Source organism: Roseateles chitinivorans (genome assembly GCF_050632235.1).
Lineage (GTDB): Bacteria > Pseudomonadota > Gammaproteobacteria > Burkholderiales > Burkholderiaceae_C > Roseateles > Roseateles chitinivorans_A.
In genome coordinates this window covers 2,227,264-2,253,892 of the sequence record NZ_CP192584.1, presented here as the reverse complement: position 1 = coordinate 2,253,892, position 26,629 = coordinate 2,227,264, and the positions used below count along the sequence as shown (strand labels likewise).

The window sequence follows — 26,629 nt, the reverse complement described above, 5'->3', positions numbered from 1 at the left end:
GCCGTACTGATCCCCGAATGAAGCTCCTGCTCGATTTCCTGCCGCTCCTGCTGTTCTTCGTCACGTTCAAGTACGCCGACGGACGGCCGGATGCGGCGGCGGCCTTCGCCACCGAGCACCTCGGTTTCCTGGTGTCCGGCGGCAAGGTCGGCGCGACCGAGGCGCCGGTGCTGCTCGCCACCCTCGTCGTGATGCTGGCGACGATCTCGCAGGTGCTCTTCCTGAAGCTGCGCGGCCGCAAGGTCGACCTGATGCTGTGGATCAGCCTGGGTCTGGTGGTCACGCTCGGTGCGGCCACCGTCTACTTCCATAACGAGACCTTCATCAAGTGGAAGCCGACGATGCTCTATTGGGCGTTCTCCGCGGCCTTCCTCGTGAGTCACGTCTTCCTGGGCAGGAACCTGCTGCGCAAGATGCTCGGCGCCGAACTGCCGCTGCCCGATCCCGTCTGGACCCGGCTCAACTGGGCCTGGGTGGCCTTCTTCGGACTGATGGGTTTTGCCAATCTTTACGTCGCTTACTCCTTCAGCACCGAGGCCTGGGCGAACTTCAAGGCCTTCGGTTCGACCGGCCTGATCGTGCTGTTCACGCTGGGCCAGGGCGTCTACATGAGCCGGCATCTGCCGCATGAGACCGAGGCCGCCGCCGAGGAGCCCAAGCCATGAGCGGCGACGGCACCGGCGCGAATCCCCCGTCGGCATCGGCCTCGGCGCCGAATCCGGCGGCGACGCCCTCGGTCGAGATCGAGGCCCGGCTGAGGGCGGCATTGGCGCCCGTGGTGCTGCGTCTGAGGGACGACAGCGCGCATCACGCGGGGCATGCCGGCGCCCGCGAGGGAGGCCATTACTACCTCGAAATCGTGAGCCCGCGCTTTGCCGGTTTACCCAGGGTGCATCGGCATCGGCTCGTATATGATGCCCTCGCCGATCTGATGCAGAAGGGCATTCACGCGCTCGCCATCGATGCGCGCGCGCCCGACGAACAGCAGAAACCAGGTCTCTAGCAGCGCCGCCAGTCGGCGCTTTGTTTTGGAGCGTTCACGCTCACCCGAGAGTCGAAAGGCCCTTTACCCATCATGAAGAAGTTTGTGCTCGCCGCCACCGTGGCGGTCATCGGCGCCGTGGCCCTGCCGGCCCTCGCCCAGAACATCACGCTCGTGAACGGCAAGCCCGTGCCGAAGGCCCGCGCCGACGTGCTGATCAGCCAGATCACCAAGGGTGGCCAGCCGCGCAGCCCCGAGATGGAAGCCAAGGTCAAGGAAGAGGTCGTCCTGCGCGAGATCTTCCTGCAGGAAGCCGAGAAGCGCGGCCTGAACAAGACCGACGACTACAAGAACCAGATGGAACTGGCCCGCCAGTCCCTGCTGATCCGCGAACTGTTCGCCGACTACGCCAAGAAGAACCCGATCACCGACGCCGACGCGAAGGTCGAGTACGACAAGTTCAAGGCGCAGGCCTCCGGCACCGAATTCCACGCCCGCCACATCCTGGTGGAGAAGGAAGAAGACGCCAAGGCGCTGGTCAAGCAGCTGAACGGCGGCGCCAAGTTCGAGGACCTCGCGACCAAGAACTCCAAGGACACCGGTTCCGCCCAGAACGGCGGCGACCTGGGCTGGTCCGCGCCGGACGCCTACGTGCCTGAGTTCAGCGCGGCCCTGGCCAAGCTGAAGGCCGGCGAGATGACGCAGGAGCCGGTGAAGTCGCAGTTCGGCTATCACATCATCAAGCTGGAAGAGACGCGCCAGGCGCAGTTCCCGGCCTTCGACGACGTCAAGGCCCAGATCGTGCAGCGCATGCAGCAGCAGAAGGTCGCGGAGTTCCAAGAGGAACTGCGCTCCAAGGCCAAGACCGACTTCAAGTTCTCCCAGAACTGATCGCCGATCCGAACAGTCTTTGCTGTACTGTTCAGAGCCCGCGCCGCTGCAGGTCAGCCGCGCGGGCTTTTCACATCTGATGATCGCTTGATGACCTCATGACGGCTTCCCGCCTTGCCCGCCGATTGCTGCCTTCGCCCGAGTCCCTGGAACAGACCAAGGGCCTGAAGTGGCTGGGCCTTTACCTGAAGGAGCGCCCCTGGCTGTGGGTGGCACACCGGCGGCGCGTGGCACTGGGCGCGGGACTGGGATTGGCCGTCGGCGTGATCCCGCTGCCGACGCAGATGCTGCTGGCGGCCGTGGTGGCGATCGCCTGCCGGGCCAACGTCGCCGCGGCGATTGCGGCGACCTGGCTGACGAATCCGTTGACGCTGGTGCCGATCTGGACGCTGGCGATCTTCCTGGGCCGTCAGGTCCTGGGCATCCACGGCCCGATCTCCGCCCCGAAGGAACTCGCGCTCAACTGGAGCGATCCGTCGAGCTGGTGGCATGCGCTGAGCCAATGGCTCTCCGAGCTGGGCACGCCGCTGCTCGTGGGCCTGCCGCTGGCCGGTGTCGTCCTGGGCCTGGCCCTCTACGTCATCGTCTACATCGGCTGGTGGGCCGTCATCCGCCTCGAGCGCAGACGGCGCCTGCGCGAGCGCGCGGCGCGCCCCGCGCGCCACTGACCATCCCTGCGCGTCCCACCGCTCCCGCGACCTCTCCCGAAGTCCCCGGTCGCAAAACCGTCGAAGGACGGTGGTGGTTGGGGACGGCATTGCTAGGGGTTCAGGCGCTTGCCGCCTGTGGCCCCTTGCAATGGCGGCCAACGCCCCGTCCGGGGCATGACAGCGACCTCAAGCCGGCAGATCCGCCATCGTGATGTCCTGCAGATGCCCGGCCGAGATCTTCAGCTGACGCTCACAGCGCGCCGCGATGCTCTGATCGTGGGTGACCATGACGAGCGTGGTTCCCAGCTCCCGGTTGAGTTCGAACATCAGCGCCATGACCTGTTCGCCGGTGGCGTAGTCGAGGCTGCCGGTGGGTTCATCGGCCAGCAGCAGCGCCGGCTGCTGCACGAAGGCGCGGGCGAGCGCCACGCGCTGCTGCTCCCCGCCCGACAGCACGCGCGGATAGTGCGACAGCCGCTGCCCCAGCCCCACGCGTTCCAGCATGAGTTTGGCCTGCGCCCGCGCGTCCCGCTCGCCGCGCAGTTCGAGCGGCAGCATGACGTTCTCCAGCGCGGTCAGGTGCGCCAGCAGCTGGAAGCTCTGGAACACGAATCCCAGGTGCGCCCCGCGCAGCGCGGCGCGGCCGTCCTCGTCCAGCGCGAACATGTTCTGCCCCTGCAGCCGCACGGTGCCTTCGGACGGCGTGTCCAGGCCCGCGAGGATGGACAGCAGCGTGCTCTTGCCGGAGCCCGAGGCGCCGACGATGGCCACCGACTCCCGCGCCTGCAGCTGGAAATTGATGTCATGCAGAATGGTCAGCACGCCGTCGGCATCCTGGACCGACTTGCTGACGTGATCGACTTCGAGGATGTTCTGAACCATGAATCAACCGCAGATGCGCCGCCGTGAATGGATGTTGCACTGTAGCGCCTGTGTCGCGACCCTCGTCGCGACCGGGGTCCTGGCCGGGCCTGTCGCGGCGCAAGGTCGCACCGAAGCGGCCGCGGCGACGGGCGCTGCCGCGCGCCGCATCGTCGTGCTGGGCGACAGCCTGTCGGCCGAGTACGGCCTGGCCCGCGGCAGCGGCTGGGTGGCGCTGCTGGACGAGCGACTGAAGGCGCAGAAGCTGGGCGCCGAAGTGATCAACGCCAGCATCAGCGGCGACACGACCTCGGGCGGGCGCTCGCGGCTGCCGGCGCTGCTGCAGCAGCACCGCCCGACGCACCTGATCATCGAACTCGGCGGCAACGACGCGCTGCGCGGGCTGCCGCTGAAGATGACCCGCGACAACCTGAAGGCGATGGTGCAGGCCGGCAAGTCGGCCGGCGCCAAGGTGACGGTGGTCGGCATGCAGATCCCGCCCAACATGGGCGCCAGCTACGCGCGGGATTTCGAGGGCAGCTTCCAGGTCGTCGCGCAGGAGGAGAAGGTGTCGCTGGTGCCCTTCTTGCTGGCCGGCGTGGCCGACCGCCCGGACATGGCGGAGTGGTTCCAGGGCGACCGCATCCATCCGCTGGCCAAGGCGCACCCGGTGATGCTGGACAACGTCTGGAAGGTCCTGAGACCGACCTTGTGAGCGGGTGCGTAGACTGCGCGCCTTTCCTCCCGCTTCCCGTCTTCTTCCCGTCCGATGTCCGCTTTGATGTTCCAACGCCCCGCGCTGCTGCGCTGGGGTGCCCTGGGCCTGCTCGCGCTCGCCTGCGCCGCCGCGGTGCTGGCGGGCCATGAGAGCCGCCGTGCGGCGCAGGTCGGGCTGCTCGCCCTCCCCGCCCTGCTCTGGCTGCCGTGGCCCATCCAGCGCCCTGCGTGGCGTCGCTTGCGCTGGGCCGCGGTCTTCGTCGTGATCTCGGCGTTCCTCGTCGACGGGGCGGTGCGAGGCTTCTTGCAGAGCCAGTATCAGGCGGCGCCGGACAGCTCGCTCGTGCTCGCCGCGGCGGCGAACACGACACCGCGCGAATCGATCGAATACCTGACCTCGCAAGTGCCCGCGATGGCGCTCGCGCTTGCCGCGCTGATCGCGATGCTCGCGCTCACCGGCGTCGCGATCACGCGAGCGACGCGCGATCAACCGGCGCTCTCGCGCCGTGCCCGCATCGGGCTCCTCGTGGTGCTGGCCGTCTGCGCCCTCGCCCACCTGAGCAAGCCCTGGCGCCGTCACCATCCGCTGCTGTTCTGGCCGGCCTGGACGCAGCAGGTCGCGGACCTGCGCGCCAACTGGGCGGACCAGCAGGTCCAGCGCGCACAGCTGATGCGCAACGCCCGCGCGGCGGCGCCCACGATGGCGACGAGCGCGCCGTCGACGGTGGTGCTGGTCCTGGGTGAGAGCGTGAACCGCGACAACATGAGCCTCTACGGCTACGCGCGGCCGACAACACCGGAGCTGATCGCGCTGCGCGACGAGGAGCGCGCCCGGTTGCTGACGCTGCGCCACGCGTGGTCGACGCAGGCGACGACGGTCGCGTCGCTGAGCGGCCTGTTCAGCTTCGGCGAGCGTGACGAGGACGATCCCGCCGGCCGCACGCAGCACCTGCTCGCGCTGGCGAAGAGTGCGGGCTACAAGGTCTGGTGGGTGAGCAACCACGACGACGTCGCCGTCGACCAGCAGCACGCGCGACTGGCCGACGTGGTCGAGATGATCAACCGGCAGCCGGGCCGCTCGTCAGGGTCGCTGGATGGCGAGTTGCTGGACGAGGTCGAGGCCGCGCTGGCCGATCCCGCGCCTCGCAAGCTGGTGGTGGTGCATCTGCTGGGGGCGCATCCGCACTACCGCCTGCGCATGCCGCCGGGCGAGCATCCCTTCGACCACGACGACGGCGACGCGGTGGACACCGCGATGAAACGCGACGGCCGCGCCGCGTGGGTGCGGGAGTTCCGGCAGGACTACGACTCGGCCATCCACTATCACGACCATATCGTGGCGCAGACCCTGCGGCTCACGCGCCGTCATCTGCCGGCGGGTGGGCATGGCGCGTGGATGTTCGTCTCGGACCATGGGCAGGAGGTCGGGCACAGCCTCGACCACGCCGGCCACAGCCCAGGCACGGCCTCGGGCTACCGCATCCCGGCGTTGATGTGGCGCAGCGAGCCGGGATTCGACGCCTCGACGGCGTCGCGGCCGTTCCGCGCCGACTGGGCCGGCTGGACGCTGGCCGAGCTGATGCAGTTGCGATGGCCCGGCATGCATGACGAGCGCAACGTGCTCCACGCCGCTTACGCGTGGGAAGCGCCGGCGCTGCCGGTGAAGGGCGTGCGCTTCGAGCAGTAGACGACGGGCATTGCGCTTGCCTGTGCTCCGGCAAACCAGGAGCCGGCATGGATCGAATCGACAGTGACGCCGCGACGGATGCCGTCCCACCGACGCTCAGCACGCCCTGGTGGAGCAAGCTCGGTCCCGGCCTGATCACCGGCGCGGCCGACGACGATCCGAGCGGCATCGCGACCTACTCGCAGGCCGGCGCGCAGTACGGCTACGCGGTCGGCTGGACCATCCTCGTCACCTTCCCGCTGATGGTGGGCATCCAACTCGCCAGCGCCCGCATCGGCCGCATCACCGGCAAGGGCCTCACCGAGAACTTCTCGAAGCTCTGCCCGCGCTGGCTGGTGGTCGCGCTGGTGTCGCTGCTGGTCGTCGCGAACGTGATCAACCTCGGCGCCGATCTCAGCGCGATGGGCGACGCGATGCATCTGGCGGTCGGTGGCCCGCCGGGCGCGTTCGTCGTCGTGATGGCGCTGCTGTCGCTGCTGCTGCAGATCTGGCTGCCCTACGAGCGCTATGTGAAGCTGCTGAAGTGGCTCACCTTGACGCTGCTGGCCTACGTCGGCGTGGGCTTCGCGGCGCAGGCGGACTGGGTGCTCGCGCTGAAGTCGCTGGTGCTGCCGGCGGCGCATTGGGACCGCGAGTACGCGACCACCGTCGTCGCGATCCTCGGCACGACGATCAGCCCCTACCTCTTCTTCTGGCAGGCCAGCCAGGAGGCCGAGGAGATCCGCCGCATCGACGCGGACCGGCCGCTCGCCGTCGCGCCGGAGCAGGCGGTGGCCCAGTTCCGGCGGCTGCGCACGGACACGCTGGTCGGCATGGGGTTCTCGAACACGATCGCGTTCTTCATGATCGTCGCGACCGCCGCCGCGCTGCATGCCCACGGCGTCCGCGACATCGAGACCACCGCCCAGGCCGCGCAGGCGCTCAAGCCCGTCGCGGGGGAATTCGCCTTCGTCCTGTTCGCGGCCGGCATCGTGGGCACGGGCTTCCTGGCCTTGCCGGTGCTGGCGGGATCGGCGGCCTACGCGGTCGCCACGCTCGCCGGCGTGCGTCGCGGCCTGGACCGTCCCGCCCACTCCGCCAAGGCGTTCTACGCGATCCTGAGCGGCGCCATGCTGATCGGCCTGGCGCTCAGCCTCTCGGGCTTCAATCCGATCAAGGCGCTGTTCTGGTCGGCGGTCGTGAATGCGGTGATCTCGGTGCCGATCATGGTCGCGGTGATGGTGGCCGCGTCGCACCGCAGGATCGTCGGCGAGTTGCGCATGCCGCCGCTCTGGCGCGTGCTCGGCTGGCTGGCGACCGCGGCGATGGCCGCGGCCACCCTCGCGATGATCGTGCTGCAGACTTCCAGCACGCTCGGGGGCAGTCGCTAGACTGCCCCGATGACCGCACCCGCCCCGCTCCACGACGCCTGGTCCCTGCGCCTCGACGACGTCTGGCGACGTGCGCCGGATCTCACCGGCGCCCAGTTGGTCGCCGAGATCGATGCGCTCGCCGCCGAGCGTCCCGGCGACGATGCCCGCGCCCTCTTCGAGCGCGCCTGCGCCCGCGACACGGCCGGCCTCGAAGCCGAGGCCGAGCCGCTCTATCGCGCCGCGCTGGAGACCGGCGGTCTCGATCCCTACCGGCGCACGCGCGCGGTCATCCAGCTCGGCAGCACGCTGCGCTGGCTGAAGCGCTACGACGAGAGCGAGGCACTGCTCACCGGCGAGCTCGCGCACCACATGCAGCCGGGCCATGACCGTCCGCTGCATGACGAGGCGCGCGCGATCCTGGCGCTCACCTACGCGGCGCAGGGACGCGGCAACGAGGCGGCCGGACTGGCCCTGGCGGCGCTCGCGCAGCGGCTGTCGCGCTACAACCGGTCGATGCTGACCTGCGCGAAGCAGCTGGCCGGCGAAGTCTGGGACGACGGCGCCGTCGCTGCACCCGGCGCGGTGGGCACCGAACTGATCGAGGGCCGCTTCGTGCTGCGCCCCTACCGCCCCGCCGACCTGCCGGACTTCGTCGCGGCGGTCCGCGAATCGCATGAGTCCATCGGCCGCTGGATGAAATGGGCGCATGCGGACTTCTCCGCCACCGAAGGCGCGGAGTGGCTCGACCACTGCGCGCGCGGCTGGCAGAGCGGCTCCAGCTACGAGTTCGGCATCTTCGACCGCGCGTCCGGCGACTTCGTCGGTGGCGGCGGGCTCAACTCGCTGCATGCGGTGCATCCGTTCTGCAATCTCGGCTACTGGGTGCGCTCGTCCTGGCAGGGCCAGGGCGCGGCCTCGTCAGCGGTGCGCGCGCTCAGCCGGCATGCGTTCGACAAGCTCCAGCTGAAGCGCGTGGAGATCGTCGTCGCGCAGGGCAATGAGCCGAGTCTGGCCGTGGCTCGCCGGAGCGGCGCCCATTACGAGGGCCTGCTGCGCAACCGCATTCGCGGCGTCGACGGTCAGCCGTGGGATGCGCACATGTTTTCGCTGGTGTCTGACCACCCGACCCAGGGGATCCCCCTCGCGGTACCGGACTCCGCCGGGTCCTAAACTCCGCCGCTGTTTTCGCGCCACCGACGAGCGCGGCGACGACGCGCGACACGGAGGTCCGCGTCCCTACACGTCGGATCGAGGGAGTTTCCATGTCTGCACCCCGCGCGCTGCGTCGCTGCGCCTTGCCTTTGCTCGTCCTGCTCACCGCGTGCGGCGGGGGCGGCGGAGGAGACACCGGTGGGGGAGCCCCGAATCCCGGGATCTCCACGCCGCCACCGGGCACCTACGCGGTCGGCGGCTCGGTGACGGGACTCGCGGGCGGCGAACTGGTCCTGACCCTCAACGGGACCCAGCCTTTGTCCGTACGTGGCGATGGCAGCTTCACGTTCCCCCAAGCCCTGGCTGACGGTTTGCGGTACGTGATCGCGGTGCAGTCCCATCCCGCGATGCCGGCACAGACCTGCGTCGTGGCGCCGGAACTCGCCCAGGGCCAGGTGAGCGGCGCCGACATGCGCCGGGCTTCGATTCAGTGCAGCACCAACCGTTACGTTCTCGGCGGCGCGGTATCGGGCCTGAAGGGTCAGGGCTTGACGCTGCAACTCGACGAAAACACGCCGCTGCCGCTGGCGGCCAATGGCAGCTTCCGCTTCCCGGACAAACTGCCCAGCGGATCGCAGTTCCGGGTCCAGGTGAAGACCCAGCCGTCGTCGCCCGCACAGACCTGCTCTCTCGGCGGGGGAGCCGCAGCCGGGACGGTGGTCGCCCGCGACATCGATGACCTGCAGATCCAGTGTTCGACCAACACCTACGCGGTGGCGGCGCAGGTCGAGGGACTGGCGGGGACGGGCCTGGTGCTGCGCAACAACGCCTCTGACGACCTCGCCATCGGAGGCAATGGGCTCGCCACATTCGCCGCGACCGTGGCGGCGGACGCGGGCTATGTCGTGACCGTCCAGCGGCAGCCGACTTCGCCGAGCCAGACCTGCAGCGTGGTCAACGGCGTGGGCACGTCCGGCCCCGCCTCGGCCAATGTCGACACCGTCCGTGTGGTCTGCGCCACCCGCAGCTTCGCCGTCGGCGGACAGGTGGGCGGCCTGCAGGGTACCGGTCTGGTGCTGCGCAACAACGGGGGCGACGATGCCGTCCCCGACGCGACCGGCCGCTTCCAGTTCCGCACACCCATCGCGAGTGGCGGGCGTTATGCCGTCTCGGTCCGCACGCAGCCGTCGAATCCGTCGCAGACCTGCACAGTGAATGCGGGCACTGCGGACGGTGCAATGCTCGATGCAGACATCGCCGACGTGACCGTGTCCTGCGCAACGAACGCGTACAAGGTGGGCGGCCAAATGCGCGGCCTGTGGTCGACCTCGCTGGCGCTGCAGCTCAATGGGACCGAGGACCTCGAGGTCCGTGCCGACGGCTCTTTCGTGTTCGGCCGCGCGCTGGCCAGCGGGTCGAGCTACAACATCACTGTCAAAGCGCAGCCTCGCCGTCCCATGATGAGCTGCGACGTGCTCGACGGCTCCGGCGTGGTGTCGAACAGCGATGTCTCCGCGCCGGTCGTACGCTGTGCGCCGGTGAGCGGCACCGTCGGGTACTACCTGGAGGGTTATGCCAACTACGGCGGCGGGCTGGGCCTGTACGACGTCGATCCGGCGACCGGCACGTACGCGCCCGCCACGGGCACCGGCTCCTATGCGGGCGCTAGCGCGATGAGCAACCTCAAGGGCCCCTCGTTTGCAGCGACCGGACTCGTGGCATTCATCGCCGGCGCCTCGACCGCTTGGCCGTATGGAGGCTCAGTGGACCTGTTCAGCCTGGACGCGCAGACCGGTCGCACGACGCGCGTCGCAATCGCCTCCTCCTTCAGCGACGGCCCGAAGCTTGCCATCGCTCATCCCTCGGGGCAGTACGTCTACACCCCGACCACCTCGGGAAATATCCTGGTCTACAAGGCTGACGTGGCGGCAGCAACCTTGACGAAAGTCGGAGAGGCCAACTCATCGCTGTGGAAGAGCGACGGCGGATTTGTCGACGCAACCGGTCGATTCCTGTACGTGAGAAGCTTCAGCGGTCACATCGACGTGATGCGCATCAATCCGGCGGACGGCCTGCTGACCCCGGTGCAGACCGTGCGACCCTTCGTCGATCCTCCGCGGATGGTCATGGCCGTTCACCCGTCCGGCCGTTTCCTGTATGTCCTCTCGGGCGGCGTGTCGGGGCGGGACTTTTGGCCCGGTAATATCGCCACTCTGGCGATCGATGCGGAGACCGGAACCCTCAGGCATGTCGGCACCACGTCGGACATGGGCATCAGCTCCCAGGATTTCAGCCTGCATCCGTCCGGCCGCTTCCTGTACGTCAACAGCGCGGGCCACTATTACGCGGGGCCCACCCTCCCCTCAGTATTCGGCTCTGTGACGGCCATGTCGATCGACCCGGTGAGCGGTCTTCCCTCCCGCCTGCAACCGGAGATCGACGGCACATTCCCCGGCGCCTACTGCACCAGCGTGGACCCTTCCGGTCGCTACCTCTACGCCGACGCGGCCGTACCGCCCACCGGAGATCGCGTGCTGCAACTGTTCCGGATCGATCCGGCCTCAGGCCAGTTAACCTTCGAACGTAACAATCCGTCGGGCCAGATTCAGTGTCCGAGGTTCCGGGAATCGGGGTGAGGTTTCGCTAGCACCGTCGGTGGCATTCAGCAAGGCGTTCCAACCGAGCTTGCCAGCAGTCCGATCAGGGTGGGGATACCGCCCGGTGCCCTCAACTGACAGACTCTTCTACCGCGTTGAAAGGGGCTGGCGATGAGTGCGCATGGACTTCTGGATCAATTGCTGAGATCGGGTCGGGACCTGCTGCAGGGCGGCGGCGTGCCGGGCCGGAGCGGCTCGGGCGGACTCGGGGGACTGGGCAATCTCGGCGGGTTGGGCAATCTGGGTGGCCTCGGCAACCTGGGGGATCTCGGCAAGCTCGGCGCGGGCGCCGGCGCGGCTGGCGTCCTGGGCGCGCTGCTCGGCAGCAAGCGCGGTCGCAGCTACGGCGGCAAGGCGCTGAAGTACGGCAGCATCGCGGCCCTGGGGCTGATGGCCTACAAGGCCTACACGGCCTGGCAGGCACAGCAGTCGGCGCAAGGGACCGGGCAAGGGCAAGGGCAAGGACAGTCCCAGGGGCGATCCTTCACGCCCGGCGTTGCGACGTCGCAGGTCAGCGCCACGGCGGAGCCGCGCACGCTGGACCGGGTGCCTCAGGAGGAGGCCGAGGAACACAGCCGCGCGGTGCTGCTGGCGATGATCGCCGCGGCCAAGGCCGACGGCCATCTGGACGACCGTGAACGCGAGCTGATCGAGCAGGCGCTCAGCCGCGTCGAGGACGATCCCGAACTGCGCGCCTGGCAGGAGGACGCGCTGCGTCGTCCGCTCGATCCGGCGGCGGTGGCGCAGGCGGCCACCACGCCGGAGATCGCGTCCGAGATGTACCTCGCGAGCCTGCTGATGGTCGACGAGACCAGCTTCATGGAGCGCGCCTACCTCGACGAGTTGGCCCGCCAACTGAAGCTGCCGGACGGCCTGAAGTCGCAGCTCGAGGCGCAGGCGCTCTCGCAAAGCTGAATCAACCGTCCCCGCTGAGGAATCCGCGCTGACCGCTACCCCGATTTGGGATGCACAGCTAGGCGCAAACCGGAGCCATAGCCCAGCTATGGCGAGGATTTGCAACGACGCGGGGCGCCCAAAGCGGGGTGGCGGTCAGCGCGGATTCGCGTTCACGATGCCCTTGAAGTCGTAGGGCACGACGATCGTCTGCACCTTGCCGGCGGCCACGCCTTCGGCGATCTTCAGCTGGGCCTGCGCGTTCATGTACTCGATGGCCTTGCTGTTGGTGTTCAGCGCGGCGATCCGCTCGGCTTCCTTCTTGGCCGTCTCGACCTCGATCTCCTTGGCGCGCAGCGCGTTCTGCGCCGTCACCACGGCGTTGGCCGACGCGATGATGTCGTCCGCCGGCATCACCGTGCGGACCTGCACCAGCGACACCGACAGCGCCGTCCCCAGCCCTTCCGACGCCAGCGTCTCCGTGACGATGCGCTTGATCTCCGCCTCGATCTTCTGGCGGTTGTCCGCGACGGCCAGGGCCTTGTACTCGCGCACCGCCTTGTAGGCCGCGTTGTTGGTCACCGTGGTCATGTAGCCGTGCATCAGGATCCAGTCGCGGTCGTCGCGGCTGAACGCATGGAAGGTGCGGCTCTTGGTGGTCCACAGGTCCGACACCGCCGCCGGATTGATCGAGTAGACCAGCGTCATGTCGAAGTCCTTCAGCGTGCTGTTGTCGGACGTCAGCGGCTGCTTGTTCTCCAGCAGGACCGCGATGTCGCGCACCGGGAAGGTCAGCACGTCGCCGAACAGCGTCTGGTTGAAGCTGCCGGGCAGCAGCTCGGCGCCGCTGATCTGCTTGTCGACGCCGACGCGCAGGCCGACCTCGCCGGTCTCGATGCGCGTGCAGCCGGCGAGCAGCGACGCCGCGGCGAGCACGACGAGCGACAGGCGCGGGGAACGCGGGGAACGCGACGATGGCGCATGAACCTTGGTGATCATTTTTCTTCTCCTCAGAACAGATAGATGGTGAGTGCCGCGAGCCCCAGCGCCAGCACGGCGCCGCCGATCGCCCAGCGCGCGAGCTGCAGCCAGGCCACCGCCTGTCTGCGCGTCATCGAACGCACCCACACCACCAGGCCCAGACAGGCCAGCCACAAGACGATGAGCACCAACCAGGCGCGAATGAGAGCCATGCTTTCCTCCTCGACATCGATTGTGGGATGCCCCGCCGCGCCGACACGCGTCCGCGACGGGGGACACCCCTCGGAGGGAGAGCCACGCGGCAAGGACGCCACACCGCGGCCCCTCCACGTCGGTCCGGCGGAGCGACGTGCCAGGACTTGCCTGCTTGATGGCGTCGACGGTCCGCGCCGTCATGCCGCGATGAGGCGCCGTTGGCGCGCCGCAACGCGCAGACGAATCGCACTTGCGCGACGGGCCCTCGCTCAGCATCATCCGCGTCCACTGCTGAAGGCGCCGACGACAGCGCCCGCATTGACGGAGATCCCTCTTATGTCCTCCCTGTTCATCTCGACGATCGACTGAACACGGTTCCCGAGCCCCGGCTGAACCGTGTCTGTTCACAGATACGGCCTCAGACCGCGCGGCTCCAGCAGAGCCCCGCCGCCATCGAGCCGGGGCTTTTGCTTTTCGGAAACCGAATGAGTGCACAACTCCGTTCCCGCGCCCTCCAGGAGGGGCGGGTCAAGGCCCTGCGCCGCATGAAACAAGCCATGACGCTGGTGCTCGAGACGAGCCCCGGTGCGCGCGACCCCGTGGCGCGCGCGATGGCCCAGCGTGGACTGCGTGGCGCCGGCCAACACATCCAGAGCCGCGGCGCGCAACGCCGCGCCGACCGCGTGGCGCTGCAGGCGCTGCTGCGACGAGAGGATTGGGATGAATGAATCCAACGACCTGCGCGAGCAGCTGGCGCAGAGAAACCAGCAGCTGCAATCCGTCGCCGCCCAGCTCAAGACCGAGCTGTTCGGCATCGACGCCATCATCGACCGCGTCATCGATTCGGTGCGCGCGTGGTACGTGCTGCCCGAGCTCGTCTCGCGGCCCGTCATCGTCTGCCTCTGGGGACTGACGGGCACCGGCAAGACGCAGCTCGTGCGCCGGCTGGCGCAGCTGCTGGGCTTCTACGACCGCTTCGTCGAAGTGCAGATGGACGGCTTCTCCAACGGCGCCGGCATGCGCGGCGCGCAGAGCATCTCCGGGATGCTGGGGCGGTCCGGCGTGCGCGAGGGCGAACCGGGCATCCTCGCGCTCGACGAGTTCCAGCGCTTCCGCACGATCAACGCCAAGCGCGACGAGGTGCGCGTCGAGCGTTACCAGGACGTGTGGGCGCTGCTCTCCGACGGCAAGCTGCCACCGGCGCTCTCGCTGCTGGGCGACATCGAATCGTCCATCGCCGAGGCGGCCTTCGACGCCGAGCGCGCCGATGCCGACGAGGCCAAGCTGCGCTTCAAGTTGCGCAGCTGGGAGGCGCAGGAACTGCAGCGCACCCTCAAGCTCGACGAGCCGCTGCTGGAGATCATGGCCTGGACGCCGGACCAGGTGCAGGCGCGCCTGCGCGAGTTCCGCGACGGCCAGCAGCAATGGGAGACCGACTACAGCCGGCTGCTGATCTTCGTGTGCGGCAACCTCGACGAGATGTACGAGGACCTCGCCACCAGCGTGGACGACTGCGACAGCGATGCCGACACCTTCCACGCGGTGACCGGCAAGCTCAGCGTCATCGACGTCAAGCAGGCGCTGAACAAGCGCTTCAAGCCGGAGCAGGTCGCGCGGCTGGGCAACGAGCACGTGGTCTACCCCTCGCTGTCGCGCCGCGCGTACGAGCAGCTGATCGAGCAGGGCTGCGCCCGATATGCCCGGGAGACCGAGGCCCGCTGCGGCCTGCGCTTCGACCTGGCAGCCAGCGTGCACGAGCAGATCTACGCCAACGCAGTGTTCCCTGCGCAGGGCACGCGCCCGCTGTTCTCGTCGCTGCACGCGATCCTGGGCGCCGGCCTGGCGAATGCCGCGCTGTGGGCGATCGAGCGCGGTGCGGCCGCGGGCGACGACGTGCGGCTCACCGCCGACCGTCGCAGCCTGATCGCCCATTGGCGCAACGAGTCCCACGCGATCGCCGCGCCTTTCGAGATCAGCCGCCTGCGCCAGCGCAACAACGCGGACTTCCGCGCGCTGCTGGCGGTGCACGAGGCCGGTCACGGGCTGGTGCATGCGCTGCTGTTCGGCCGCGCGCCGCGGGAGATCAAGATCCACGTGGCGAGCTTCGAGGGCGGCTACAACGCCTACGCCTCGCGCAAGGTCTGGTCGCGGCGCAACCTGCTCGACAACATCTGCACCAGCCTCGCCGGCCGCGCGGCCGAGCTGCTCGTGTTCGGCCCCGACATGAGTTCCAGCGGCGCCGAGAGCGACCTGCGCAAGGCCACCGAGACGGCGGCGCGCATGCTGCGCCACCTCGGCCACGGTCCGCGCATCGGCCGTAGCGATGTCATCACCGCCAGCGACGACAACCTGTGCACGGACGTGGAGGCCAGCAACGCGCCGATCGAGGCGCTGCTGCAGGCCGAGCATGCGCGCGCGACGGACCTGCTCGAGACGCATCGCGACGCGCTGCTGGCGCTGGTGGACGAGCTGATCGCGCAGGGTCAGGTCACGCCGGAGCGGTTCGCCGCGGTGGCGGGGCTGCCGCTGGGAAGGCCGGAAGACGCGCTGGATCCCTATGCGGAACGGCTCGCGATGTTCCGGACGACAGCGCGGCCGCGGGTACGACAACGCCCGTCTGAGGTAAAACGCGGCCATGCCCTTGCCGCCTCGCCACTCCCGGCGTCTCTGACCGCTCCGCTCGTGAGGTGATCCGACCATGGCCATGACTCTCTACGCTGGCGAGCATCGCGAGCACATCGAGCCGCAGGACGAGTTCCTGCTCCAGCTGGCGGAGTCGGAGCAGGCGCGATACCCGCAACTCACCGCCCTGTGGCTGGCCTTCTACGACAGCCCTCGCCTGTCATCGCGACAGGCGGGCGAGCTGGTGCACGAGCTCCTGATGCTGATGACGAGTGCCGAAGGCTCGCTCCATCCCGCCCAGTTGCGGCGCGGTCTGCGCTTGGCGGCATTCTTCAGCGCGGCCTCCCGTGAGGGGTTGGAGGTCCGGACGTCGAGCGATTGAGCCGCAGCGCGCGGCGCGCGGCGCGCGGCGGTCGTCGATACGACTCAGGTCCAGCCCTTGGCGCGGGCGTCCTCGATCTCACGCCGCTTGCGAATCTGCGCGAGGTTGGCGGCGTGCAGGCGCTCGCCATCGCGGTGCGTGGCGAAATACGGTCCGCCGAGCCAACCGTCTTCATGGGTGACGGCCAGGGTCCACGCGAAGTTGGGCGGAAAGACGTAGTAATCGCCCATGTAGGTCCAATCGGGCCGCTGGTCCGTCACGAAGGCGGTTTTCCGGTTGTTCGACAGGACCAGATACTCGGGCGCCTCGCGCGCCGCGTAGGCGGTGAGCGCCTCCTTGCCGGAGAGGCACTCGTAGCCACCGCCGCTGAACACGTGCCACAGGTAGGCCTTCAGTCTCATCCCGTGGACGCCACGGGCGAACACGTCGAGCCACGACGCCGCGAGGGCGGCGGCCTCCGCCTCGGGCAGCTCGCGCAAGATGCGGCCAGGGGTGATCAAGGGGGTCTCTTGCTTCGCCATGCGCGGGATCATGCCATTCGCGACGACAGCGCCTGATCCGGTGGTGACGCGGCCAGCGGCTCGACGCCGTCTTCACGCGTCGCGCCGATGGGGCACTTAGACTGCCTCGTGCCCGAGCTACGAGATCCATCAGCCATGAGAGTCCACGGTTCCTGCCACTGCGGCGCCATCCAGTTCAGCGGCGAGGTCGATCCGACCCAGGTCGTCGTGTGCCATTGCGACGACTGCCAGATCCTGTCCGGCGCGCCCTATCGCGCGGTGATCTCGGCACCGATGGAGAGCTTCGAGATTTCCGGTTCGCCCAAGACCTACGTGAAGGTCGCGCAGAGCGGGAACCGTCGCGCGCAGGTCTTCTGCCCCGACTGCGGCACCGCGCTGTATGGCGCCGCGGCGGAGAACGCGACGCACGCGGTGATCCGGCTCGGCTGCCTGGAGGAACGGGATCAGCTGCGGCCGTCGCGGCAGATCTGGACGCATTCGGCGGCCGGGTGGACGGCGGCGCTCGGCGAGGTGCCGGCTTCGCCGGCGCAGTGAGGCGGGCGCGCTCCATGCAAGTCCGACGCATCATCGCCAATGTCGTCGCGCGAGATCCCTCCGCCGTGGACGAGTTCTACCGGCGAGTGCTGGGGTTGGCGCTCGCGATGGATCACGGCTGGATCCGCACCTATGCGGGCGACGAGCCGATGACGGTGCAGGTGAGCATCGCCAGCGAAGGCGGCGCGGGCACGCCGGTGCCTGCGCTCTCCGTCGAGGTCGACGACCTCGATGAGGCGCTCCGCAGGGTGCGGGAGGCCGACATCCCGGTGGAGTACGGTCCTGTCATCGAGCCGTGGGGAGTGCGGCGGTTCTACGTGCGGGATCCCGTCGGGACGCTGGTCAACATCCTTCAGCACGTTGGATGAGCGATGCGGTCTGCTTGGGTGCTCGTTCTGCACGATGCATTCTGTGCAGATGCGGTTCCCGCAGAGGTTGATCGCATTGCTTTGGTCGTTGCGCGAAGCGCAGTGGCAGCGGCGTGAGAGCAGCAGACGGGATTGATCGTGGAGATCGCCTAAGCAGAGATGGAAACGGAATGACACCAAATGAGTCTGCGCGACCAACTACTGCAAACCATGGAGCATGTACGGCAGCGGGTGTCATCGTGCGAGACTGGCTTCACTGAGTTCGTCGCCACTGTTGACTTCCCCCGCTCTACAGGGACCTTGAGCGTGCTGAACCCATTCTGGCGAGCCTGGGTGTCTATGAGCTCCTTTGGGCCGCAGCGGAACAGGCTGAAGGACTTCTGCGAGTTGATCGAATCGGAGACGCCGAGGACGTTCTGCGGAGGGCCGCGGAAAGCCTGGTGAATGCTGGCGAGTAGAGACTCCGTGCACACGTCGTGTGCGGATCAAGCCTCAAGCAGGGAAGCGTCCACCGATCTCCCGCATCAACGCCGTCGCCGCGCCGGTGAGGCCACGCGAGACCGCGCCGTCCCACGCTGCGTCGAAGGCCCCTGACGGCCCGATCGCCGTCAGCGCCAGCGCCATCTGCGCATCGCTGTCGAAGACGGGCACGGCGAGCGCGCTCACGCCTTCGACGATCCCGCCCACCGAGCGGTGCATCACCCGACCTCGGATCTCATCCAGCGTCGTCGAGAACGCCGCCCACGTCGGCAGCTCGCGCGGTCGGTCGTGCGGCCCGACGCGCGCCAGGTCCGCAGGGCCCTTGCGGCGCGCCTCCGTGAGCATCGCCTTGATCTCCGGCTCCGGTCTATAGGCCGCGAACAGCGGGCCCGACGCGGTATCCGACAGCGACACCACCGTCCCGTGCCGCATCGTCACGTGCACCGCCGCTGGCGATGCCGCCGTGCGCACGATCGTTGCACCCTGCGAGCCCCACACCGCGATCGCCACCGTGTGGCCGATCTCCTCGGCCAGCGCTTCCAGCCGCGCCGTCGCCAGGCGGATCGGATCGATCTGCCGCATGCCGATCAGGCCCATCTCCATCGCCAGCGGGCCCAGGCCGTAGTACCCCGTCGCCGGGTCCTGCCGCATCAGCCCCAGCTTGCAGAAGCTCACCAGGTAGGGATGCGCCTTCGCCGGGCTCATCTCCGCCGCCTGGGACAAGGCCTTCAGCGGCAGCGGCTGGCCGCGCGCCGCCGCCGCCTTCAGCAGCCGGCCGCCCACCTCGATGCTCTGGATGCCGCGCCGGTCCTCCCGGTCACTGGCGTCCTCGCGGTCGTTGGCATCCGGTGCGTCGTCGGCGATGTCTGGCATGGTCATTTCGCTATTGTTGAACGAATTCAGCGACACAGCTATATTCGCATCCAACAAACGGATTCCGTTTTGCTGAATTCCGTCAGCACGACACGCCCCCTCAGCCAACGCCCGGGACACGCCATGACCAAGCAGTTCGCCAGCCACGCCGACGTCGAGGAGAAGCAGGTCTCCTTCGTCAAGCTCAGCGACAACGCCTACGCCTACACGGCCGAGGGAGACCCCAACACCGGCATCATCATTGGCGACGACGCGGTGATGGTCATCGACACGCAGGCCACACCGGTGATGGCGCAGGACGTCATCCGCCGCATCCGCGAGGTCACCGACAAGCCGATCAAGTACGTCGTGATGAGCCATTACCACGCGGTGCGGGTGCTGGGCGCCTCGGCGTATGAGCCCGAACACATCATCGCCAGCCGCGATACCTACGACCTCATCGTCGAGCGCGGCGAGCAGGACAAGGCCAGTGAGATCGGGCGTTTCCCGCGGTTGTTCCGCAATGTCGAATCGGTGCCGGCCGGGCTGACCTGGCCGACGATCACGTTCCAGGGTGCGATGAGCCTCTGGCTCGGCAAGCTCGAGGTGCAGCTGCTGCAACTCGGGCGCGGGCATACGAAGGGCGACACCGTCGCGTGGCTGCCGGAGCAGAAGATCCTGTTCTCCGGCGATCTCGTTGAATTCGACGCCACGCCTTATGCCGGCGATGCGTACTTCAGCGACTGGCCGCAGACGCTGGACAACCTCGCCGCGCTCAAGCCGAGTGCGCTCGTTCCAGGCCGCGGTGCCGCGCTGACCACGCCCGAGTCCGTCGCGCAGGGCCTCGCCGGCACGCGCAGCTTCATCGCCGATCTGCATGACTCGGTGAAGGCCGGCGTCGCTGCGGGCAAGGAGCTCAACGCCGTCTACAAGGACACCTACGCCGTCATGAAGCAGAAGTACGGCCACTGGGTCATCTTCGACCACTGCATGCCGTTCGACGTCACGCGCTGCTATGACGAGGTCACCCAGTTCCGCGATCCGCGGATCTGGACCGCGCAGCGCGATCAGGAGATGTGGCAGACGCTTGAGGGCTGATGGCTTCAGCACTGCCACGGCCGCTGGCCCTCACCCCCACCCTCTCCCGCAAGCGGGAGAGGGAGTCCGACCGGCTGACTGCCAGCAACTGCTCGCCGAACTTCTGACCTTCCCGCCTGCCGCGATGGAGACCGCCATGCCCGCCACCTCGACCGCGACGACGTCCGATGTCGACTATCAGCGCGTCGTCTATCCCTATCGCCGCAGTGAAGATCAGGACGTGCATGGGCGCGGCCAGCCTGCGCGTCATCCCGTCGTTGTCGTCGGCGCGGGTCCGGTCGGGCTGACGGCGGCGATCGACCTCGCGCTGCAGGGCGTGCCCGTCGTACTGCTCAACAACGACGGGCGGCTCTCCGTCGGATCGCGCGCGTTGTGCTTCGCGAAAAGGACGCTGGAGATCCTCGATCGCCTCGGCTGCGGTCAGCGGCTCGTCGACAAGGGCGTGTCCTGGAACGTGGGGCGTGTGTTCTTCCGCAGTGAGCAGGTCTATCAGTTCAACCTCCTCGCCGAGGCCGGCCATCAGCGCCCGGCCTTCGTCAACCTGCAGCAGTACTACGTCGAAGGCTTCCTCGTCGAACGCGCCCTCGAACTGCCGTTGATCGATCTGCGCTGGCATCACGGCGTGACGGGATTGACGCCGCACGACGACCACGTCGCGTTGGCGATCGAGACGCCGGACGGGCCGTACACGCTGCTCGCCGATCACGTCGTCGCCTGCGACGGGTCGCGCTCGACGATGCGCCAGCTGATCGGCGAGGAGAGCCACGGTCGCACCTTCAAGGATCGCTTCCTCATCGCCGACGTGCGCATGAACGCGCCCTTCCCCGCCGAGCGCTGGTTCTGGTTCGATCCGCCGTTCCATCCGGGTCAGAGCGTGCTGCTGCACCGGCAGCCCGACGGCGTCTGGCGCATCGATTTCCAGCTCGGCTGGGATGCCGATCCCGAGTTGGAGAAGCAGCCCGAGCGCATCCTGCCGCGCGTGCGCACGCTGATGCGCGAGGCCTCGATCGCCGCGGGCGGCGACGGCGCGGTGCCGGAGATCGAGCTGGTCTGGGCGAGTGTCTACACCTTCGCCTGCATGCGCATGGATCGTTTCCGGCACGGGCGCATCGTCTTTGCCGGCGACGCCGCGCATGGCGTGTCGCCGTTCGGCGCGCGCGGGGCCAACTCCGGCATCCAGGACGCGGACAACCTCGCATGGAAACTGGCGGCGGTCGTACAGGGTCGCGCGCCCGATGCGCTCCTCGACACCTATGCGCGCGAGCGCGAGATCGCCGCGGACGAGAACATCCTGAACTCGACGCGATCCACCGACTTCATCACGCCCAAGAGCGCGATCAGTCGCCTGTTCCGCGACGCGACGCTGACGCTCGCTAAGGATTTCGATTTCGCGCGTCGCCTGGTCAACAGCGGACGGCTCTCGGTCCCGACAGTGCAGTACGGCATGCCGGCGGCAGACGCGCCGATCACCATCGATGGTCTCGACGACTGGCTCCTGCGCCAGATGCGCCCGGGACATTTCACGTTGATGATCTTCGACGAAGCCGACGAAGGAAATCGGCGTCAACGAACGCCTGTGGGGCCGGAATGGGGCTTGGGGGTCCAGGAGGGATCCCCCATGCCCCGTGGAGAGCCCGCGCTTGGCAACGCGGCGTGCGGGCTTGAAGCGGTGCTCCAGCTTCACATCGACGATGCCCTCGACGCACGCGGGCTCGTACGAAAACGCTACGACGCCACCCCGGGCGCGGTGGTGTTGCTGCGCCCTGATCAGCATGTCTGCGCGCGTTGGCGCACGATGCCGACTGGGGATGCGATCCAGGCGGCGATGCGCCATGCGCTCGGCCACGGGGCATCCCTGGAGGAGCCCGCCGCATGCCACTGATCACTGCGCCCCACCTCGACGCCGGCGACGACTTCTACGAAGCGCTGCTGAGCGCGCATCATGGCCTCGACGTCGAGGCGAGCCATGCCTTCAACGCGCGATTGATCCTGCTGCTCGCCAACCACATCGGCCGGCAGGACGTGCTGCTGGAAGCGCTGGCCGCCGCTGCCCGCGCCGATCCCGCTTCAGCGGCTTCCCCAATTTCCATCGATGCCCCGACCACGGGCGACGCTTCCCCACGAGGACAAGCATGAACGCACCAGAGACCCTCCGCTCGCCCGACGCGACCGGCACGGCGCCCAGCGCGCTGAAGTACCAGAGCGGCTTCGGCAACCAATTCGAGACCGAGTCCGTGCCCGGCGCGTTGCCCCAGGGGCGCAACAGCCCGCAGCGCGCGCCGATGGACCTGTATCCGGAGCTGCTGTCGGGCAGCGCCTTCACCGCGCCGCGCGTCGAGAACCGCCGCACCTGGCTGTATCGCCGGCAGCCGTCGGTCGTCACGGGTGCGTTCCATGCCTACGAGCAGCCGTTCTGGACCAGCGGCGCGGCAGGCGGCGTCGCCGCGCCGCCGGATCCGCTGCGTTGGCATCCGTTCCCGATGCCCGATGGCCAGCGGGATGCGCCCGGTGTCGACTTCGTCGACAGCATCAAGACCATCGTCAGCAACGGCGACCCGGACGCGCAGGTCGGCATGGCATCGCTGATCTACGCCTTCAACCGGCCGATGACCCGCCGCGCGCTGATGAACGCCGACGGCGAGATGCTGATCGTTCCGCAGGAAGGCGGGCTGCGCCTCACGACCGAGATGGGCCTGCTCGACATCGTGCCCGGCGAGATCGCGTTGATCCCGCGCGGCGTGAACTTCCGCGTCGACGCGCTGGACGGTCCTGGTGCTCAAGCCCGCGGCTACCTCTGCGAGAACTACGGCGCGGCCTTCCGTCTGCCGGAGCTCGGCCCCATCGGCTCCAACGGCCTGGCCAATCCGCGCGACTTCCTCGCGCCCGTCGCGGCGCACGAGCCCGACGGCGCGCCGTACGAGGTGATCCGCAAGACCGGCGGCGCGCTGTGGCGCAACGAACAGGCGGTCACGCCCTTCAACGTCGTCGCATGGCACGGCAACCTGACGCCGCTGAAGTACGACACCAAGGACTTCATGACGATCGGCTCGATCAGCTTCGACCACCCCGATCCGTCGATCTTCACCGTGCTGACCTCGCCGAGCGACACGCCCGGGACCGCCAACTGCGACTTCGTGATCTTCCCGCCGCGCTGGCTGGTGCAGGAGGACACCTTCCGTCCGCCCTGGTACCACCGCAACGTGATGAGCGAGTTCATGGGCCTGATCTACGGCCAGTACGATGCCAAGCCCGAAGGCTTCCGGCCCGGCGGCGCGAGCCTGCACAACTGCCTGGTGCCGCACGGCCCCGATGCCGACGCCTTCGAGGCGGCCAGCACACGCACGCTGACACCGCAGAAGCTCGACCACACGCTGGCCTTCATGTTCGAAAGCCGCTGGCGCTTCCGTCCGTCGGACTGGGCGCTCAATGGCGGTGCGCTCGACACGAACTATGCCGCCTGCTGGGGCGGGCTGAAGGACAAGTTCAAGCCCGCCTGACAGCGCGCTCCCTCACCAGAATTCGAAAGGCTTTCCCATGACCGACATCGACCACACCCACGACCCCGCGCTGCACAGCTGGATCTCCTCCGCCAACACGCCGGAGACCGACTTCCCGATCCAGAACCTGCCGCTGGGCATGTTCCGCCCGGCCGGCGCGACCGGCTCGTTCCGGCCCGGCACGGCGATCGGCGACCAGGTGCTGGACCTGATCGCCGCCGCTGAAATCGGCGCGCTGTCCGACGGCCTCGGCGCGGTGCTGCGCACCTGCGAAGGTCTCGGCCTGAATCCGCTGATGGCGATGGGACCGGACCTGCGTCGGCAACTGCGCCATGAGCTCGTCGCCGCGCTCAACGCGGACGCGGGACCGAAGACCTCCGAGCAACTCGCTCCGGCGCTCAAGCCGATGGCCGACGTCGAGATGACGCTGCCCTGCCGCATCGGCGACTACACCGACTTCTACGCCGGCATCCATCACGCCACCACGGTGGGCAAGCTGTTCCGCCCGGACAACCCGCTGCTGCCGAACTACAAGTGGGTGCCCATCGGCTATCACGGGCGCGTGTCGTCGATCGGGGTCAGCGGGCAGACCTTCCGCCGCCCCGTCGGCCAGACGAAGGCCCCGGATGCCGAGGTGCCGAGCGTCGGCCCGATCAAGCGGCTCGACTACGAGCTCGAAGTCGGCGCGCTCGTCGGAACCGGCAACGAGCAGGGCCATCCGATCGCCATCGGCGACGCGGAGCGCCACCTGTTCGGCCTCGTGCTGCTGAACGACTGGTCGGCCCGCGACATCCAGGCCTGGGAGTACCAGCCGCTGGGCCCCTTCCTGTCGAAGAGCTTCGCGACGACGCTGTCGCCGTGGGTGATCACGATGGAGGCGCTGGCGCCGTTCCGCCGTGCGTTCACGCGGCCGGAAGGCGATCCGCAGCCGCTGCCGTATCTGGACGGCGCCGACAACCGCGATCGCGGCGCGATCTCGATCCAGCTGGCGGTCCACCTGCAGACGCGCGCCATGCGCGACGCGGGCGAAGCACCGGCGAAGCTGATGGCCTCGGACTTCGCGGACGCCTACTGGACCGTCGCGCAGATGCTGACGCACCACGCGAGCAACGGCTGCAACCTGCAGCCCGGCGACCTGTTCGGCTCGGGCACGATGTCGGGCCCCGAGGCCGGCCAGGGCGGCTCGCTGCTGGAACTGACCAACGGCGGCAAGCAGGCGATCACGCTGCCCAACGGCGAGCAGCGCACCTTCCTGCAGGACGGCGACAGCGTCGCGCTGGTCGGCCGCTGCGAGGCGGACGGACGCCGCTCGATCGGCTTCGGACCGTGCGTCGGCACGGTCGTGCCGGCGGTGGCCTGATCCGCCGGATCGCCGGCGTCACACACCGAAACACCACCGAGCGCCCGTTCTCACCCCGTCATCCCGGCGGGATGTCAGCGGAAGCCGACGGATGACGTCGGATCGGACCCCGTCCGTGCGCATTGCAGACACACGGGATCGGAGGTTGCCGAAGCTGCCGCATGTTCACTCTCCTCCAAGGAACCGCCATGCCGCCGACGCGCCTCCTCCCTCGCCTCGCCGCCGCCACCTGCCTCGCCGTACTCCCGTTCGCGACCTTCGCCCAGGTCACCGTCAAGGACGATGGCGAATGGCGTGCGCTGTTCACCGCCGGGGCCAGCGTCTCGTCGGGCAACAGCGACTCGACGACGGTCAACCTCAGCGGCGACGTCGTGAAGGCCACGAAGACCGACAAGCTGACGCTCAACGGCCGCGCGCTCTACGTGAAGAACGACGAGGCGGATTCCGAGCAGCGTTATGCCTTCGGCACGCGCTACCAGCGCGACGTCACCGAGCGCGTGTTCGGCTTCGGCCAGTTCGACGCGCTCAAGGACGAGCCGGCGAACCTGTCGTCCCGCTACTCCGTCGGCGCCGGTGCCGGTTATCACGTCATCAAGCAGGACAACGTCACCTGGGACGTGTCCACCGGTCTGGGCTTCACGCAGGAACGCTACGTCGTGCCGGCGCTGCAGGACGGCGTGCTGCGCAGCAAGTACAGCAACACCGAACTGCTGTTCGCCGAAGAGTCGAATCACAAGATCTCGGACAACACCACGCTCAAGCAGCGGCTGGCCTACCTGCCCGACCTGCGCAACAGCGGCGAGTACCGCGCCACCTTCGACGGCGGCGTCTCGGTCGCGATGACCAAGCGGTTCAGCCTCACCGCCACCGTCCAGCACCGCTACGACAGCAACCCCGGCGACGGCCTGAAGAAGAACGACACGCTCTTCATCACGGGCGTTTCGTACAGGATCGATTGATCCTCCGCCTCAGCCGAGCAGCGCGATCAGGCGCTGCGCGGCCGGCGGCAGGTAGGCCTGCGCGCGATGCGTCACCACCAGGTGGCGGCGCATCGTCGTGTCCTTCAGCGCGACCTCGCGCAGCGATCGCAGCCGCCCTGGTCCTTCGAGGTGGCGTCGCGAGATGAAGCTCAGCAGCCCGGTCTCCGCGATCAGCGCGGGCAGCATCTGCAGCGAGCTGCTTTCCACCTGCACCACGGGGCGCGGCAGTCCGTGGCGATCGAAGCTGTGGTCCAGCCAGTCGCGCGTCGGCGCGCCGGCGGGCTGCAGCACCCAGCGGTACTCGCCGAGCGCCTTGAGGGTCGGCTTTCCAGCGAAGACCGGGTGCTTCGCGCTGGCCGCGACGACGACCGCGTCCTCCACCAGCCGGTGCGAGACGAAGCCCGCTTCCGCGCGCCGCTCGGTGCCGACGATCAGATCGAGCTCGCCCGCGCGCAGCATCGGCATCAGCGCGTCCACCAGCGCGACCGTCGTCTTCAGGGTGACCTCGGGCGCCTCCTTCAGCAGACGGCTCACCGCCTTGGGCATCAGGAACTGCGCCGCCGTCGGCACGACGCCGATGCGGACCTCGCCGGACAGACCGCGTCCGATGTCGCTCATCTCGCGCTGCGCATCCTGCGCGTCGAAGCGCAGCTGACGCGCCCAGCGCAGCATCACCCTGCCGGCCGGTGTCAGCCGGATGCCGCGTCCCGCGCGCTCGAACAGCGGCGCGCCGGCCGCCTTCTCGAGCCGACGGATCGCCCCGGTCAGCGCGGGTTGCGTGCGATGCAGCCGCTCCGCCGCCTGGCCGACGTGCTCGAGCTCGGCGATGGTCTCGAAGTAGCGCAGGTCGCGGAGATCCATAGCAAAAGCCGTGCTGATGAAAACGAAAGAATAATCGATTGGACCGGGGTGAAGC

Annotated in this window: 27 protein-coding genes; 21 read left to right on the top strand and 6 right to left on the bottom strand. The window is 68.5% G+C overall.

The features are described from left to right. Nucleotides 1-17 precede the first annotated feature (17 nt). The 4 genes from ACQ859_RS10120 (at nucleotide 18) to ACQ859_RS10105 (ending at nucleotide 2,541) form a co-directional block, all read left to right on the top strand. Nucleotides 18-665: a septation protein A gene (locus tag ACQ859_RS10120; RefSeq protein WP_431265660.1), complete on the top strand. Its 648-nt coding sequence runs from the start codon at nucleotides 18-20 to the stop codon at nucleotides 663-665. Continuing rightward, a complete protein-coding gene (locus ACQ859_RS10115) occupies nucleotides 662-1,003 on the top strand; it encodes a BolA family protein (protein ID WP_431265659.1) in 342 nt (113 codons plus the stop codon). The genes ACQ859_RS10120 and ACQ859_RS10115 overlap by 4 nt, the downstream gene beginning before the upstream one ends. Before the next feature lie 72 nt (nucleotides 1,004-1,075). Continuing rightward, nucleotides 1,076-1,873 (top strand): peptidylprolyl isomerase, encoded by a 798-nt coding sequence (locus tag ACQ859_RS10110; RefSeq protein ID WP_431265658.1) that lies wholly within the window; start codon nucleotides 1,076-1,078, stop codon nucleotides 1,871-1,873. Nucleotides 1,874-1,971: 98 nt separating this feature from the next. After that, nucleotides 1,972-2,541 (top strand): DUF2062 domain-containing protein, encoded by a 570-nt coding sequence (locus ACQ859_RS10105; RefSeq protein ID WP_431265657.1) that lies wholly within the window; start codon nucleotides 1,972-1,974, stop codon nucleotides 2,539-2,541. 168 nt (nucleotides 2,542-2,709) lie between these two features. Here ACQ859_RS10105 and ACQ859_RS10100 read toward each other — a convergent pair whose 3' ends face one another. Next, entirely contained in the window at nucleotides 2,710-3,405 is a 696-nt protein-coding gene (locus ACQ859_RS10100) for an ABC transporter ATP-binding protein (protein WP_421033046.1), read from the bottom strand. Here ACQ859_RS10100 and ACQ859_RS10095 point away from each other — a divergent pair. The 6 genes from ACQ859_RS10095 (at nucleotide 3,404) to ACQ859_RS10070 (ending at nucleotide 11,864) form a co-directional block, all read left to right on the top strand. Beyond that, nucleotides 3,404-4,099: an arylesterase gene (locus ACQ859_RS10095; RefSeq protein ID WP_431265656.1), complete on the top strand. Its 696-nt coding sequence runs from the start codon at nucleotides 3,404-3,406 to the stop codon at nucleotides 4,097-4,099. The genes ACQ859_RS10100 and ACQ859_RS10095 overlap by 2 nt on opposite strands. Nucleotides 4,100-4,165: 66 nt before the next feature. Then, nucleotides 4,166-5,788 carry a phosphoethanolamine transferase gene (locus ACQ859_RS10090; RefSeq protein ID WP_431265655.1) on the top strand — a complete coding sequence of 541 codons (1,623 nt, stop codon included), beginning with the start codon at nucleotides 4,166-4,168 and terminating at the stop codon, nucleotides 5,786-5,788. A 47-nt stretch (nucleotides 5,789-5,835) separates the two neighbouring features. Next, the gene (locus tag ACQ859_RS10085; protein ID WP_431265654.1) at nucleotides 5,836-7,158 is read left to right on the top strand and encodes an NRAMP family divalent metal transporter; all 1,323 of its coding nucleotides are present in this window, start codon (nucleotides 5,836-5,838) and stop codon (nucleotides 7,156-7,158) included. Between the two features lie 9 nt (nucleotides 7,159-7,167). After that, on the top strand, nucleotides 7,168-8,310 hold the full coding sequence (locus ACQ859_RS10080; RefSeq protein ID WP_431265653.1) for a tetratricopeptide repeat protein: 1,143 nt from the start codon (nucleotides 7,168-7,170) through the stop codon (nucleotides 8,308-8,310). A gap of 92 nt (nucleotides 8,311-8,402) precedes the next feature. Beyond that, nucleotides 8,403-10,928 carry a lactonase family protein gene (locus ACQ859_RS10075; protein WP_431265652.1) on the top strand — a complete coding sequence of 842 codons (2,526 nt, stop codon included), beginning with the start codon at nucleotides 8,403-8,405 and terminating at the stop codon, nucleotides 10,926-10,928. Between the two features lie 132 nt (nucleotides 10,929-11,060). Further along, nucleotides 11,061-11,864 carry a tellurite resistance TerB family protein gene (locus ACQ859_RS10070; RefSeq protein ID WP_431265651.1) on the top strand — a complete coding sequence of 268 codons (804 nt, stop codon included), beginning with the start codon at nucleotides 11,061-11,063 and terminating at the stop codon, nucleotides 11,862-11,864. Between the two features lie 135 nt (nucleotides 11,865-11,999). Here ACQ859_RS10070 and ACQ859_RS10065 read toward each other — a convergent pair whose 3' ends face one another. Together ACQ859_RS10065 and ACQ859_RS10060 are read right to left on the bottom strand one after the other, a co-directional pair. After that, the gene (locus ACQ859_RS10065; RefSeq protein ID WP_431265650.1) at nucleotides 12,000-12,842 is read right to left on the bottom strand and encodes an SPFH domain-containing protein; all 843 of its coding nucleotides are present in this window, start codon (nucleotides 12,840-12,842) and stop codon (nucleotides 12,000-12,002) included. A gap of 11 nt (nucleotides 12,843-12,853) precedes the next feature. Beyond that, nucleotides 12,854-13,036: a hypothetical protein gene (locus ACQ859_RS10060; RefSeq protein WP_431258689.1), complete on the bottom strand. Its 183-nt coding sequence runs from the start codon at nucleotides 13,034-13,036 to the stop codon at nucleotides 12,854-12,856. 528 nt (nucleotides 13,037-13,564) lie between these two features. On the opposite strand from ACQ859_RS10060, the gene ACQ859_RS10055 reads away from it, so the two are divergent. From ACQ859_RS10055 to ACQ859_RS10045, 3 genes are read left to right on the top strand one after another with little or no spacing between them, the layout of a single operon-like run. Next, nucleotides 13,565-13,747, top strand: a complete 183-nt coding sequence (locus ACQ859_RS10055; protein ID WP_331613886.1) for a hypothetical protein — start codon at nucleotides 13,565-13,567, stop codon at nucleotides 13,745-13,747. Continuing rightward, entirely contained in the window at nucleotides 13,740-15,710 is a 1,971-nt protein-coding gene (locus ACQ859_RS10050; protein WP_431265649.1) for an AAA family ATPase, read from the top strand. Before ACQ859_RS10055 ends, ACQ859_RS10050 begins: the two co-directional genes overlap by 8 nt. 7 nt (nucleotides 15,711-15,717) lie before the next feature. After that, nucleotides 15,718-16,023: a hypothetical protein gene (locus tag ACQ859_RS10045; RefSeq protein WP_431265648.1), complete on the top strand. Its 306-nt coding sequence runs from the start codon at nucleotides 15,718-15,720 to the stop codon at nucleotides 16,021-16,023. Nucleotides 16,024-16,067: 44 nt separating this feature from the next. Here the strand turns inward: ACQ859_RS10045 and ACQ859_RS10040 are convergent, their stop codons facing one another. Further along, on the bottom strand, nucleotides 16,068-16,523 hold the full coding sequence (locus tag ACQ859_RS10040) for a DUF4275 family protein (protein WP_431265647.1): 456 nt from the start codon (nucleotides 16,521-16,523) through the stop codon (nucleotides 16,068-16,070). Between the two features lie 156 nt (nucleotides 16,524-16,679). Here ACQ859_RS10040 and ACQ859_RS10035 point away from each other — a divergent pair, with 156 nt between their 5' ends. Continuing rightward, nucleotides 16,680-17,078 (top strand): GFA family protein, encoded by a 399-nt coding sequence (locus ACQ859_RS10035; RefSeq protein ID WP_431265646.1) that lies wholly within the window; start codon nucleotides 16,680-16,682, stop codon nucleotides 17,076-17,078. 14 nt (nucleotides 17,079-17,092) lie between these two features. Continuing rightward, nucleotides 17,093-17,446, top strand: a complete 354-nt coding sequence (locus ACQ859_RS10030) for a VOC family protein (RefSeq protein ID WP_431265645.1) — start codon at nucleotides 17,093-17,095, stop codon at nucleotides 17,444-17,446. Nucleotides 17,447-17,938: 492 nt separating this feature from the next. Here the strand turns inward: ACQ859_RS10030 and ACQ859_RS10025 are convergent, their stop codons facing one another. Beyond that, entirely contained in the window at nucleotides 17,939-18,805 is an 867-nt protein-coding gene (locus ACQ859_RS10025; protein ID WP_431265644.1) for an IclR family transcriptional regulator, read from the bottom strand. A 117-nt stretch (nucleotides 18,806-18,922) separates the two neighbouring features. On the opposite strand from ACQ859_RS10025, the gene ACQ859_RS10020 reads away from it, so the two are divergent. The 6 genes from ACQ859_RS10020 to ACQ859_RS09995 all read left to right on the top strand — a co-directional run bounded on the left by ACQ859_RS10020 (nucleotide 18,923) and on the right by ACQ859_RS09995 (nucleotide 25,692). Beyond that, the gene (locus tag ACQ859_RS10020) at nucleotides 18,923-19,876 is read left to right on the top strand and encodes an MBL fold metallo-hydrolase (protein ID WP_431265643.1); all 954 of its coding nucleotides are present in this window, start codon (nucleotides 18,923-18,925) and stop codon (nucleotides 19,874-19,876) included. Nucleotides 19,877-20,012: 136 nt separating this feature from the next. Beyond that, the gene (locus tag ACQ859_RS10015; RefSeq protein WP_431265642.1) at nucleotides 20,013-21,758 is read left to right on the top strand and encodes an FAD-dependent oxidoreductase; all 1,746 of its coding nucleotides are present in this window, start codon (nucleotides 20,013-20,015) and stop codon (nucleotides 21,756-21,758) included. Then, on the top strand, nucleotides 21,749-22,012 hold the full coding sequence (locus tag ACQ859_RS10010; RefSeq protein ID WP_431265641.1) for a DUF2783 domain-containing protein: 264 nt from the start codon (nucleotides 21,749-21,751) through the stop codon (nucleotides 22,010-22,012). The genes ACQ859_RS10015 and ACQ859_RS10010 overlap by 10 nt, the downstream gene beginning before the upstream one ends. Continuing rightward, nucleotides 22,009-23,373, top strand: a complete 1,365-nt coding sequence (gene hmgA / locus ACQ859_RS10005) for a homogentisate 1,2-dioxygenase (RefSeq protein WP_431265640.1) — start codon at nucleotides 22,009-22,011, stop codon at nucleotides 23,371-23,373. The genes ACQ859_RS10010 and hmgA overlap by 4 nt, the downstream gene beginning before the upstream one ends. 37 nt (nucleotides 23,374-23,410) lie before the next feature. After that, nucleotides 23,411-24,733, top strand: a complete 1,323-nt coding sequence (gene fahA / locus ACQ859_RS10000) for a fumarylacetoacetase (RefSeq protein ID WP_431265639.1) — start codon at nucleotides 23,411-23,413, stop codon at nucleotides 24,731-24,733. A 188-nt stretch (nucleotides 24,734-24,921) separates the two neighbouring features. Next, a complete protein-coding gene (locus tag ACQ859_RS09995; RefSeq protein ID WP_431265638.1) occupies nucleotides 24,922-25,692 on the top strand; it encodes a DUF481 domain-containing protein in 771 nt (256 codons plus the stop codon). Nucleotides 25,693-25,701: 9 nt separating this feature from the next. Here ACQ859_RS09995 and ACQ859_RS09990 read toward each other — a convergent pair whose 3' ends face one another. After that, nucleotides 25,702-26,574 (bottom strand): LysR family transcriptional regulator, encoded by an 873-nt coding sequence (locus ACQ859_RS09990; protein WP_431265637.1) that lies wholly within the window; start codon nucleotides 26,572-26,574, stop codon nucleotides 25,702-25,704. Between the last annotated feature and the right edge of the window lie 55 nt (nucleotides 26,575-26,629).